This is a genomic window from Aeromonas rivuli, from assembly GCF_020149575.1.
In the GTDB taxonomy this organism is placed as follows: Bacteria; Pseudomonadota; Gammaproteobacteria; order Enterobacterales; family Aeromonadaceae; genus Aeromonas; species Aeromonas rivuli.
Window position 1 is genome coordinate 1 of record NZ_CP079742.1, and the last position, 12,295, is coordinate 12,295.

General features: G+C 58.6%; 11 protein-coding genes and 1 pseudogene. 7 read left to right on the top strand and 5 right to left on the bottom strand.

What is annotated here, in order from left to right:
* From dnaA to gyrB, 4 genes are all read left to right on the top strand, one after another.
* On the top strand, window positions 1–1,371 hold the full coding sequence (gene dnaA / locus KYK33_RS00005) for a chromosomal replication initiator protein DnaA (protein WP_005893135.1): 1,371 nt from the start codon (window positions 1–3) through the stop codon (window positions 1,369–1,371).
* Between the two features lie 83 nt (window positions 1,372–1,454).
* Window positions 1,455–2,558 (top strand): DNA polymerase III subunit beta, encoded by a 1,104-nt coding sequence (dnaN, locus tag KYK33_RS00010; RefSeq protein ID WP_042043994.1) that lies wholly within the window; start codon window positions 1,455–1,457, stop codon window positions 2,556–2,558.
* A 2-nt stretch (window positions 2,559–2,560) separates the two neighbouring features.
* Window positions 2,561–3,664: a DNA replication/repair protein RecF gene (gene recF, locus KYK33_RS00015; RefSeq protein WP_224431645.1), complete on the top strand. Its 1,104-nt coding sequence runs from the start codon at window positions 2,561–2,563 to the stop codon at window positions 3,662–3,664.
* The gene (gene gyrB / locus KYK33_RS00020) at window positions 3,661–6,075 is read left to right on the top strand and encodes a DNA topoisomerase (ATP-hydrolyzing) subunit B (RefSeq protein WP_224431646.1); all 2,415 of its coding nucleotides are present in this window, start codon (window positions 3,661–3,663) and stop codon (window positions 6,073–6,075) included. The genes recF and gyrB overlap by 4 nt, the downstream gene beginning before the upstream one ends.
* A 117-nt stretch (window positions 6,076–6,192) precedes the next feature.
* Here the strand turns inward: gyrB and KYK33_RS00025 are convergent, their stop codons facing one another.
* A complete protein-coding gene (locus KYK33_RS00025) occupies window positions 6,193–7,191 on the bottom strand; it encodes a GlxA family transcriptional regulator (protein ID WP_224431647.1) in 999 nt (332 codons plus the stop codon).
* An 86-nt stretch (window positions 7,192–7,277) separates the two neighbouring features.
* Entirely contained in the window at window positions 7,278–8,048 is a 771-nt protein-coding gene (locus KYK33_RS00030) for an MBL fold metallo-hydrolase (RefSeq protein ID WP_042043986.1), read from the bottom strand.
* 264 nt (window positions 8,049–8,312) lie between these two features.
* On the opposite strand from KYK33_RS00030, the gene KYK33_RS00035 reads away from it, so the two are divergent.
* Together KYK33_RS00035 and KYK33_RS00040 are read left to right on the top strand one after the other, a co-directional pair.
* Window positions 8,313–8,726: an Hsp20 family protein gene (locus KYK33_RS00035; protein ID WP_042043983.1), complete on the top strand. Its 414-nt coding sequence runs from the start codon at window positions 8,313–8,315 to the stop codon at window positions 8,724–8,726.
* A 75-nt stretch (window positions 8,727–8,801) separates the two neighbouring features.
* Window positions 8,802–9,239, top strand: coding sequence for an Hsp20 family protein (locus tag KYK33_RS00040; protein ID WP_042043982.1), 438 nt, complete (start codon window positions 8,802–8,804; stop codon window positions 9,237–9,239).
* Window positions 9,240–9,302: 63 nt separating this feature from the next.
* Here KYK33_RS00040 and KYK33_RS00045 read toward each other — a convergent pair whose 3' ends face one another.
* A complete protein-coding gene (locus KYK33_RS00045) occupies window positions 9,303–10,574 on the bottom strand; it encodes a valine--pyruvate transaminase (RefSeq protein ID WP_224431648.1) in 1,272 nt (423 codons plus the stop codon).
* Window positions 10,575–10,857: 283 nt separating this feature from the next.
* Here KYK33_RS00045 and KYK33_RS00050 point away from each other — a divergent pair, with 283 nt between their 5' ends.
* A complete protein-coding gene (locus KYK33_RS00050; RefSeq protein WP_224431649.1) occupies window positions 10,858–11,091 on the top strand; it encodes a hypothetical protein in 234 nt (77 codons plus the stop codon).
* Here the strand turns inward: KYK33_RS00050 and KYK33_RS20170 are convergent.
* Together KYK33_RS20170 and KYK33_RS00060 are read right to left on the bottom strand one after the other, a co-directional pair.
* A pseudogene (locus KYK33_RS20170) lies at window positions 11,057–11,466 on the bottom strand (AraC family transcriptional regulator); the annotation flags it as partial. The gene KYK33_RS00050 and the pseudogene KYK33_RS20170 sit on opposite strands and share 35 nt — an antisense overlap.
* 115 nt (window positions 11,467–11,581) lie before the next feature.
* Complete coding sequence (locus KYK33_RS00060) at window positions 11,582–12,265, bottom strand: response regulator (protein ID WP_042043976.1); 684 nt, start codon at window positions 12,263–12,265, stop codon at window positions 11,582–11,584.
* Between the last annotated feature and the right edge of the window lie 30 nt (window positions 12,266–12,295).

Consider the following 12,295-nt stretch of genomic DNA (forward strand, 5'->3'; position numbering starts at 1 on the left):
GTGACTGCTTCGCTATGGCAGCAGTGCCTTCACCGGCTGCAAGATGAATTGCCCTCGGCAGAATTCAGCATGTGGATCCGGCCGCTTCAAGCGGAGTTGAGTGACAATACTCTGACCCTGTATGCACCGAATCGCTTCGTCCTGGACTGGGTACGTGACAAGTACCTGCTCCGGGTCAATGGCATCATCACCGAGATCTGTGGTGTTGATGGCCCCACCCTGCGTTTTGATATAGGCAATCGTCCCCACCCCGTCGCCGTTGCGAGAGCCCCGGTGCGCGGTGCCGCGCCTGTGAATAACTTGCAGAAGAGCTGGGAAAGCAAGGACGCCGCCAAGCCGGAACCGAACCACAAGAGCAACACCAACGTAAACTACACCTTCGAGAATTTCGTCGAGGGTAAGTCGAACCAGTTGGCCCGTGCGGCGGCCCGTCAGGTGGCCGATAATCCGGGCGGGGCCTATAACCCCCTGTTCCTCTATGGCGGCACCGGTTTGGGCAAGACCCACCTGCTGCACGCCGTTGGCAATGCCATCAAGGAGCGCAAGAAGGATGCCAAAGTCATCTATATGCACTCCGAGCGCTTCGTCCAGGACATGGTGAAGGCGCTGCAGAATAACGCCATTGAAGAGTTCAAGCGTTATTACCGTAGCGTCGATGCCCTGCTCATCGATGACATCCAGTTCTTCGCCAACAAGGAGCGCTCCCAGGAGGAGTTCTTCCACACCTTCAATGCCTTGCTGGAAGGTAACCAGCAGATCATCCTGACCTCGGATCGCTATCCCAAGGAGATCAACGGGGTCGAAGATCGCCTCAAGTCCCGCTTCGGTTGGGGGCTGACGGTGGCGATCGAGCCGCCGGAGCTGGAGACCCGGGTGGCCATTCTGATGCGCAAGGCGGACGAGAACCAGGTCCATCTGCCGGACGAGGTCGCCTTCTTTATCGCCAAGCGACTGAGATCCAACGTCCGTGAACTGGAAGGCGCCCTCAACCGGGTCATCGCCAACGCCAACTTCACCGGCCGGGCCATCAACATCGACTTCGTGCGTGAGGCATTGCGCGACTTGCTGGCGCTGCAAGAGAAGCTGGTGACCATCGACAACATCCAGAAGACGGTGGCCGAGTACTACAAGATCAAGCTGGCTGACCTGCTCTCCAAGCGGCGTTCCCGCTCGGTGGCCCGCCCTCGTCAGCTCGCCATGGCCCTGGCCAAGGAGCTGACCAACCACAGTTTGCCGGAAATAGGGGATGCCTTCGGTGGCCGTGACCACACCACAGTCCTTCATGCCTGTCGCAAGATAGAGCAGCTGAAGGAGGAGAGTCACGACATCAAGGAAGACTATTCCAACCTGATCCGTACCCTTTCGTCCTGATCACGGAACGGAGTGCACAGATGCAGCGCGAATATTCCAACCTGATCCGAATCTTTTCCTCCTAATCACAACGGAGAGCACAGATGCAGCTCGAAATTAGCCGCGAGGCCCTGTTACGTCCCCTGCAACTGGTGTCCGGCGCCCTGGGTGGCCGACCGACACTGCCCATCCTCGGCAATGTCCTGCTCGAGGTGAGCCATGGCTTGCTGTCGCTGACCGGCACCGATCTCGAAGTCGAGATGATAGGGCAGGTCCATCTAGAAGGCGCAAGCCAGGATGGCCGCACGACAGTGCCGGCTCGCAAGCTGCTCGATATCTGCCGCGGCCTGCCGGAAGGGGCTGAGATACGCTTCAATACCGAAGGCGAGCGACTCATCATTCGTTCCGGTCGCTCCCGCTTCAACCTGTCGACCCTGCCGGCGACCGAATACCCCAATATCGAAGATTGGGAATCCGTGCTCGAATTCGACATCAGTCAGCTGGAGCTGAAGCGACTGATCGAGGCGACCCAGTTCTCCATGGCCAGCCAGGATGTGCGTTACTACCTCAATGGCATGCTGTTCGAGAGCGAGGGCCACGGCCTGCGCACCGTCGCGACCGATGGTCACCGTCTCGCCACTTGCCGCCGGGAGGTCGTGGAAGATTCGCTGCCCGATCATCAGGTTATCCTGCCCCGTAAAGGGGTGCTGGAGCTGGTGCGGCTGCTGGAGGCGGAAGACAAACCGGTACGCTTGCAGATTGGTCGCAGCAACCTGCGCGCCGCCCTCGATGGTTTTATCTTTACCTCCAAGCTGGTGGATGGCCGCTTCCCCGATTGGCGCCGTGTCATCCCCCGTGGCAGCGACAAGGCCCTGATCGCCGGACGAGAAGATCTGCGTCAGGCATTTTCCCGGGCCGCCATTCTCTCCAACGAGAAATTCCGTGGGGTGCGTCTCAATTTGCAGCAGCATTTGCTGCGGATCACCGCCAATAACCCGGAACAGGAAGAAGCCGAGGAGCTGCTTGACGTACAATATGACGCCAGCGAGCTGGAGATCGGCTTCAACGTCTCCTATGTGCTCGACGTGCTGAATACGTTAAAATGTGACCAGATCCGGGTCAGCCTGAGTGACTCCATCAGCAGTGCCATTATTGAGGATTTTGATAGTCAGGACGCTCAATACGTGGTCATGCCGATGCGGATCTAGTCGTGTCCCTGGTCAAGCTCCAGCTCAACGACTTTCGCAATATCCAGCAAGCCAGTCTCACGCTGTCCCCCGGACTCAATATCCTGGTGGGGTGTAACGGCAGCGGCAAGACCAGCGTACTGGAGGCTATTCACTACCTTGGTCTGGGCCGCTCCTTTCGCACTCATCTCACTGGGCGAGTTGTCCGTCAGGGCGAGAAGGGATTTGTCTTGTTCGCCCAGTGCGAGCTCGACGGGCGCACCGTTCCCATCGGTCTGGCCAAGGAAAAAAACGGCGACACCCAGCTCAAGATCGCCGGGGCCCAGGCCCAGCGGTTGGCTGACCTGGCCGAGCTGCTGCCAGTGCAGTTGATCCATCCCGATGGCTTCGACCTGCTGACCGGCGGTCCCCAGCCACGTCGTGCCTGGCTCGACTGGGGCGTGTTTCACCAGCAGCCGGGATTCTTCTCCTTGTGGGGGCGAGTACGGCGGCTGCTCAAGCAGCGCAATGCCCTGCTGCGCACTGCGACCCAGTATCGCCAGCTGGCATTCTGGGATCAGGAACTGGCTCGGCTAGGTGATGAATTAGCAGGCTTTCGCGCCAGCTATTGTCAGGCTATTACGCCGCTCATCCAGGAGATGACGGCGGATTTTCTGCCGGAGTTCGATATCAGCCTCGGCTTTTATCGCGGCTGGGAGAAGGATACCCCCCTCGGCGATCTGCTGGCGGCGGGATTCGAGCGGGATCAAAACCTGGGTTATACCGGCGTTGGCCCTCAGAAGGCCGATGTGCGCCTCAAGGCGAATGGAGTACCCGCTCAGGATATTTTGTCCCGGGGTCAGCTGAAGTTGTTGGTCTGTGCCATGCGACTGGCCCAAGGGCTCTATTTGAATCAACATAGCAGCCGTGGCTGTATTTTTTTAATTGACGATTTTGCCTCTGAACTGGATATCGACAAACGCCGTCTGTTGGCCGCAAGGCTGAAGCAGTGTGCGACTCAGGTGTTTATCACCGCCATCGATACCGGCCAGCTCGCAGACATGATGGATGCGAATGACTGCAAGTTGTTCCACGTGGAACAAGGCAAGATCTCCGAAACGCTAGAGAAGGCAGAGAGTAAGCTATGAGTGAAAATACTTACGACTCCTCGAATATCAAGGTGCTTAAGGGGCTGGATGCAGTCCGTAAGCGCCCGGGGATGTATATCGGCGATACGGACGATGGCTCGGGTCTGCACCACATGGTGTTCGAGGTCGTCGATAACTCCATTGACGAAGCTCTGGCTGGCTACTGTTCCGATATCCAGGTCAAGATCCATTCCGATGGCTCCGTCTCAGTGCGTGACAATGGCCGGGGCATCCCGGTCGACATGCACGAAGAAGAGGGTCGATCCGCTGCCGAAGTCATCATGACGGTACTGCACGCCGGCGGTAAGTTCGATGACAACTCCTACAAGGTATCCGGCGGCCTCCATGGCGTGGGTGTCTCCGTAGTTAACGCCCTGTCTGACAAGCTGCTGCTGACCATTCGTCGCAACGGCCATGTCTATGAGCAGACCTACCACCTCGGTGAGCCGCAGGCGCCGCTCAAGCAGATCGGCGACAGCTCGTCCGGCACCGGTACCGAAGTGCGTTTCTGGCCGAGCTCGACCATCTTCAGCGACACCCTGTATCACTACGATATTCTGGCCAAGCGTCTGCGGGAACTCTCCTTCCTCAACTCCGGGGTCTCTATCCGCCTCGAAGATGAGCGTGATGGCCGTGAGGTGCACTTCTGCTACGAGGGGGGCATCAAGGCCTTCGTCGAATACCTGAACCAGAACAAGACGCCGATCCACCAGAAGGTGTTCCACTTCACCACCGAGCAGGACGGTATCGGGGTCGAAGTCGCCATGCAGTGGAACGACGCCTATCAGGAAGGGGTGTACTGCTTCACCAACAACATTCCCCAGCGCGATGGCGGCACCCACCTGGTGGGCTTCCGTACCGCACTGACCCGTACCCTCAACACCTATATGGACAAAGAGGATTACAGCAAGAAGGCCAAGTCGGCCGCCAGTGGCGACGACGTGCGTGAGGGTCTGATTGCCGTCATCTCGGTCAAGGTGCCTGATCCCAAGTTCTCCTCCCAGACCAAGGACAAGCTGGTCTCTTCCGAAGTGAAGACCGCCGTTGAACAGGCGATGGGTGAGAAGCTGAGCGAATTCCTGCTGGAAAACCCGGGCGATGCCAAGATCGTGGTCAACAAGATCATCGATGCGGCCCGTGCCCGTGAAGCAGCCCGCAAGGCCCGTGAGCTGACCCGTCGCAAGGGCGCGCTGGACATCGCCGGCCTGCCCGGCAAGCTGGCAGACTGCCAGGAGAAAGACCCGGCCCTCTCCGAACTCTACATAGTGGAAGGGGACTCTGCTGGCGGCTCCGCCAAGCAGGGTCGCAACCGTAAAAACCAGGCCATCTTGCCGCTCAAGGGCAAGATCCTGAACGTGGAGCGGGCCCGTTTCGATCGCATGATCTCCTCCCAAGAGGTGGGCACCCTGATCACGGCCCTGGGCTGTGGCATCGGTCGTGACGAATACAACCCGGACAAGCTGCGCTATCACAACATCATCATCATGACGGATGCGGACGTCGATGGTGCGCACATCCGTACCCTGCTGCTGACCTTCTTCTATCGCCAGATGCCGGAAATCATCGAGCGTGGCTATGTCTATATTGCCCAGCCGCCGTTGTATAAGGTCAAGAAGGGCAAGCAGGAGCAGTATCTGAAAGACGAGAGCGCCCTGCTGCAGTACCAGACTGCCATGGCGCTGGACGGTGCGACCCTGCACGTCAACGAGTCTGCACCGGCCATCGGTGGCGAGGCGCTGGAGCGACTGGTCAACCAGCACCGTGCCGTGTCTCACCTGATCACGCGCATGTCCCGCCGCGCCCCGGATGCCGTCCTGACCCAGCTGATCTATCAGCCTGAGTTGAACGAAGTCCTGCTGGCCAGCGAGAGCGATCTGCTGGCCTGGTGCCAAGCCATGGAACTCGTGCTCAACGAGAGCAACCATGGCATCCAGTACCAGATCCAGGTGCGCCGTGACGAAGAGCGTCGTCTGTTCGTACCCCACGCCGTGGTACGTCAGCACGGTGTCGATCGCGAATACCCGATCAGCTATGACTTCCTGCAGTCCAATGAGTACCGCCAGCTGGTCTCCCTGGGCAAGGAGATCGCCAACCTCATCGAGGAGGGTGGTTTCATCAAGCGGGGCGAGAAGGTGAAGCCGGTCGACAACTTCGTGGAAGCCGTCGAGTGGCTGATGGGCGAAGGCAAGCGTGGCATCTACATCCAGCGCTATAAAGGGTTGGGTGAGATGAACCCGGAGCAGTTGTGGGAGACCACCATGGATCCGGAAGCGCGTCGCATGTTGCGCGTCACCATAGAAGATGCCGTCGGTGCCGACCAGCTGTTCTCCACCCTGATGGGGGATGCGGTCGAGCCGCGTCGTGAATTCATCGAGACCAACGCCCTGCGGGTGGCCAACCTCGACGTCTAAGCAATGCCCGTTGCATCAACGCAACCCTGAAAAAGCCGGTCCCTGTGACCGGCTTTTTGTTTGCGTGGCGTTTGCCAAAGGGCAGCGAAATGGCTGAACAATGCGGTGAGAAAGTGCCTAGACCCTGTCGAGCAAGGGCGCCGGATCCCGGCCTCGGAAGGTTCGGCGCCACTCACTTGGCGAGACCCCGAAGCGGACACGAAAGTGCTGGCGAAGGGAGGTTGCGGTACTGAAGCCCACCAGCTCGGCGATGCGCTCTACGGCGTGGCTGCTGGCTTCCAGCAGCTCCTGACTGCGTCTGAGGCGCTCGGCAAGCAACCACTCCCCGACGGATAGACCGGTTGCCTGCTGGAAGCGACGGGTAAAGGTGCGCCGGCTCATCAGGCAGTGGTCGGCCAGGCTGTCGAGGGTATGGGGCTGCGCCAGATGGGTACGCAAGTGATCGAGCAGCTGGTTGATGCGGGCATCCTGGGTCGATGCTGGCACGGGTCGCTCGATGAACTGGGCCTGACCGCCTTCTCTGTGGGGCGGGATCACCAGTCGCCGCGCCAGCTTGTTGGCAAGGCGGCTGCCATAGTGCTGGCGCACCAGATACAGGCAACAGTCCAGACCGGCCGCCGTGCCTGCCGAGGAGATCAGCCGATCATCATCCACGTAGAGTGCATTGCTATCGAGCTGAACACGGGGAAAGCGCTGGACAAAATCCTGTTCAAACTCCCAGTGAGTGGCAGCCCTATGGCCATCGAGGATCCCTGCATAGGCGAGCACGTAGGTGCCAAGGCAGAGCCCGACTATCTGAGCGCCCCTCGCTCGGGCGGCGACCAAGGCTTCAAGCAGCGCGGGCTCTGGACGCTCGGCCGGGTTGCGCCAGAAAGGGATGATGATGATATCGGCATCCGCCACAGCCGCCAGCGGCAGCAGGCTGTCGATGAGGAAGCCTTGGGGAGATCGCAGTTGACCAGATTCACCGGCGCAGAGCCTGAGCTCGAATAACGGCGGGCCCGGCAACATGCTGTCACCGAAGATGAGGCAGGGTACCGAGAAGTGGAAGGGGCTGAAGTGGTTGAAGGCCAGGATGGCGACGACCGGCACTGTGGTGGAAGTAGAGGTGGGCATGAGGCGGATCCCTGGCGACTCTTTGCGCCATCATATGCGGGTTGACGGAAAAGTCGAAGGGCCATGGCATGCCATGGCCCTCCTGTTTAGAGGTGGATCACTGCACCGTCTGCCGGTATCAGCACCCGGTCCGTCATTGCCTGCTCTGTCAGAAAGTCGCTCAGCTCGGCACGGGATAGCATGGCGTGATTGACCGCCTCCATGTGGCTGGCAATCAGGGTGGCCTGCGGCGCCGCCTGGTAGACAGCATGGAGATCTTCCTTGTTCATGATGATGGAGCCCAGGCCGGGGATCTGGGCATCGCCGCTGTTGAGGATGATGACCTCGGGCTGGTGGCGCTGCAGGCTCATGGCCACATCATGATTCCAGACGGTGTCTCCTGCCAGATAGAGTGATTTCTCCTGGGGATGGTTGAAGATGATGCCACACACCTCACCCAGCCTGTCTCCCAGCGCACCCATGATCTCATCGCTGCCATGCTGGCCCGCCGTCTTGAGCAAGCTGATGCCTGAGAATGTCAGCTCCTCTTCCAGGATGCGCACATCCTCGAAGCCGGCCGCTTGAATGGTTTCGGCATCTTTCTGGTGCTGCACGAACAGAGGCAGTCTCTTGGGGATCAGCCGCTGGGCTGTCTCATCCCAGTGATCGAGGTGATCGTGGGTGACGATGACGGCATCGACATCGAGCAGCTGGGCCATGGGCAGGGGCAGCTCGACCAAGGGGTTGCGCAGATGGCTGTTGGCCGTTCCTTCGAAGGCGGGATAGCTGCCCTTGGGGGCCAACATGGGATCCACGAGGAAGCGTGTACCGGCATAGTCGATGAGCAGGGTGGCATTACGAACCTGAGTAATCTTCATGGCTGACTCCGTGATATGGGTGAATGTGCGACCAGTATGGGGGAGTCTATGGATCGGCAGCAGTGGCCCATGGGTCGATATTCGATACAATCGGGCCAATATTGCTGAACGGGAAAGTGATATTTCTTTTATGACCGACTCTTGAAAGCCGATTTGATGACCTTATATAGAGGATAAGGCTGAAACGCTCACTAGAGGTTTCGACCAGGTGCCCGTCCACTGGGAGGGCAAACAGCAAGCTATCGCTCAAAAGAGGATACTTTTATGCGTTCTATCGATTTTTCTCCGCTCTATCGTTCTGCTATCGGTTTCGATCGTCTGGCCAATCTCATTGAGTCGGCGGCCAGCAACGGCAATGCCGGTTATCCCCCCTACAACATCGAACAGTTGGGCGAAAATGACTACCGCATCAGCATGGCGGTGGCGGGCTTTACCCAGGATGAGCTGGAGTTGAGCTTCCAGGAGAACCTCCTGACCGTGAAGGGGAGCAAGCAGGCCGACACCGATCGCAACTATCTCTACCAGGGCATCGCCGAGCGTGGTTTCGAGCGTCGCTTCCAGCTTGCCGACTATGTGCGAGTCAAGGGGGCAGATCTCAAGAACGGCTTGCTCCATATCGAGTTGATGCGTGAAGTGCCTGAGGCGATGAAGCCGCGCAAGATTGCCATCAACGGTTGAGACCCTGTGAATTGTTCGGGTGCCGTCACCGGGCTCGTTGAAAACTGACCTGTTGCTTATTAGAAGGATAGGATTATGCGCAACCTCGATTTATCTCATCTCAATTCCAATGCCGTCGGCTTCGATCGCATGGCTCATGAACTGAAAGCACTGCATGAGCAGAAGAATGCGTATCCCCCTTACAACATCGAGAAGCGGGAGCAAGACAGCTATCGCATCACCATAGCCGTCGCTGGTTTTGAGCAAGACGAACTGGAGCTTGAAACCGAACTGGGCACCCTCAAGGTGAAGGGCCGCAAGGCGGCCATTAAAGAGGATCGCCACTTCCTCCATCAGGGGATTGCCGAACGTGACTTCGAGCTGGCCTTCAAGCTGAGCCAGCATGTCGAGGTGCAGGGGGCCAGACTCGAGCATGGTCTGCTCACCATCGACCTGGCCCGTGAGCTGCCTGAAGCGCTCAAGCCACGCGCCATCCCCATCGGCAAACCTGACGCAATGACATTGCCGAGTTAAGCCAACCAGTCATGAAAAGGCCTGCATATTTGCAGGCCTTTTTTGTGTCTGTCCGTTGCGGGGTCAACCAGCCCTGGCCCGAGTCTCGGCCCCATAGAGTGCATTGATCTCCTCGGCCAGAATGGCAACACCACGGCGCACCAGCTCTTCATTCTGGGCATAGTTCAGGCGGATGCACTCCTGACTGTGACGCCAGCTCGGATCCTCTATGCCCGGGAAGAAGTAGTGGCCAGGCACGATCAGCAGGTTCTTCTGCTTGAGGCGCTCGTAGAGCTCCTGACAGTGGATCGGCAAGTCTTCGAACCAGAGCCAGAGGAAGAGGGCACCCTCCGGCTTGTGGATATGGAAGCGTGAGTCCGGGATCGCATCGCGCAGCAAGCTGACGGCCAGGTCGGCTCGCTGGCGATAGAAGGGCTTCACCACCTCTTCACTCAACTTGATGATCTCGCCACTCTCGATCAGCGGTATGGTCAATGCCGGTCCCAGGCTGCCCGGCGCCAGATTGATGATGCCGCTCAGGTTGGTGATGGCCTGGATGATGGGTTCATCGGCGATGACGATGCCGCAACGGGTGCCCGGCAGGCCCAGCTTGGAGAGGCTCATGCAGAGGATGGTGTTGAGGTTCCAGAATGGTTTGGCCTGGCTGAAGATGATCCCGGGGAAGGGTACCCCATAGGCATTGTCGAGGATCAGCGGAATGCCCTTGTCGCGGGCGATCTGGTCCAGATGCTCTATCTCTTCATCGGTCAATACATTACCGGTCGGATTGGTGGGGCGAGAGACACAGATAGCACCTATGTCATCCCCTACACGCAGACTCTCGAAGTCGACATGGTACTTGAACTGGCCATCCGGCAGCTTCTCTATGGTTGGCTTGTAGGCAACGAAGTGATCCTCCCCAAGGGCGGAGTCACCGTAGCCGATATATTCGGGGGCCAGGGGGAAGAGGATCTTCTTCTTGCGGCCATCGGCGAAATCACCGGCCAGCAAATTGAACAGATAGAAGAACGCGGTCTGGCTACCGTTGGTGAGGGCTATGTTGCGAGCCGAGATATCCCAGCCCAGCTCGGCCTTGAGCAGCTTGGCCAATGCGTGGGTAAACCTGTCTTTGCCCTGGGGACCATCATAGTTGGCCATGGCCTTGATCAGTTCACCACTGTCGAGCAAGGTCTGTGCCTCCTGCTGGAAGCGCTCCAGCATGGCCGGTATGGGGGCCGGGTTTCCGCCCCCCAGCATGATGGCGTCCGGATTGGTCAGCCCCTGATTGAGATCATCCATGAGTTGGGTGATACCAGCGTGGCGAGTGAACTTCTCGCCGAATACAGAAAATTCCATTCGGTAACGCTTCCAAAAATCGGCTACGGGGATGTAGCACATTAGCTCAGTTTAAAAGCGGGTGTCGATGAAAAAATCCCTTGTTCCACGTGGAACAAGTTGGCCTATTTCCCTGGTGGTGAGATTCGCCAAGATGTGGCTTAAATTTGTACAACGATTGAGTTCCGCTTGGCTATAAACATGAGGTTTATAAGTAAAATATATAAATATCAATATGTTGTGATTATGGCATGAGAATTGGAATAGTCAGGCTGTCATAGCGACTCACACCGGAGAAACGAATATGAAGAGCCTGATCACTACCTTGATATTGAGCACCCTGAGCCTGTCTGTCATGGCCGATGATGCCGCCAGACCCGAACTGGATCTGGCGAGTTTGCAGCAAGAGATCCACGAGCAGCAACAGCAGGCCTCCCGGTCCGTGGTGGCCGATGCCATGGTCAATCTGAGACAACTTCCCCTTGATACCCTGGTGACAGAGATCAGCCCGGCCGTGTCGACCTCTCCTCGCAGCTGAGTTGCTGCATCTGAGTCGGTTGGCGGAAGAGAGCGATGAAGGCGCTGCCGCTGGCAAAGCCCAGCGCTGTGGCCACCCGGCTGATGGGCATGGCTTTGGCCAGCAGCGCCAGGGCGTGTAGCAGGCGCTATTGCTGACGCCAGGCCTGATACGTCATATCGGTATCGCGCATGAAGATGTGACCTGTGCTCTTGTCACTGGCACCTGCCCGTTCGGCCAGCCGGTTGAGCCGATCGGGCTGTGGCGTGCAAGAGAAGGCGCGATAGGCGAGCACGCCACGCATCAGCACTGGGGAGTGCCCGCGGGGATCCAGGCGGCCTGACTGGGAGAGAGCAGGCAGATTCGGTTATCCAGCTCGATGCTCATCGAACTGGCCGACTCTCTGCTGCTCAGCCGGGGTTGGCAGTGGCTGCGATTGCGCAGGACCTCGGGTTTTTGCTTGGGGGTTGTGGTTTGCTTACTTGGCTGTGACGACGTTCCACGTGAAACGTCAGCTGCCGATAAAACGGTAGCCGATCCCGGGCTCCGTCTCGATCAGGCTGGGTTGCTGGGGGTTATCCCCCAGCTTCTTGCGCAGGCTGGCGATGACGATTCGCAGGTAGTGGGTATCTTCCTTGTGGCTGGGGCCCCAGATCTCATTGAGTAGCTGGGTCTGCAAGACCAGTTTTCCCGGGTGGCAGACCAGGGTCTGCAACAGGGCAAACTCCTTGCGCGAGAGGGTGATCTCCTCGCCGCGCAGGCTCACCCTGTGATTGCCTATCTCCAGGGTTAGATCGCACTGGGGGAAGTGGCGGCAGTCGCCACTGCTGGCACCCGCCCGCTGCCTGAGCAGTACCCTGATCCGGGCCATCATCTCCCCAATGCCGAAGGGTTTACTCATGTAGTCGTTGGCGCCCGCATCCAGCAGCCTGACTTTCTCCTGCTCCGAATCCCGCGCCGACAGGATCAAGACAGGGTGGGGGTGATGGGCCCGAATGGCCTGCAACACCGTCAGACCATCGCCGTCGGGCAGACCCAGATCCAGAATGACCAGGTCAGGATTGAGGTGACGATACTGGGCTAACCCCTCCTGCACGCTGGCCGCTTCGCTCACCTGATGGCCTTCGGCGATCAGGCTGATGCGCAAAAAGCGCCGGATCGGGACCTCGTCATCTATGACCAAGATATGGGCCATCTGCTCTCCTGAAGTTCATTTTCACTCCCT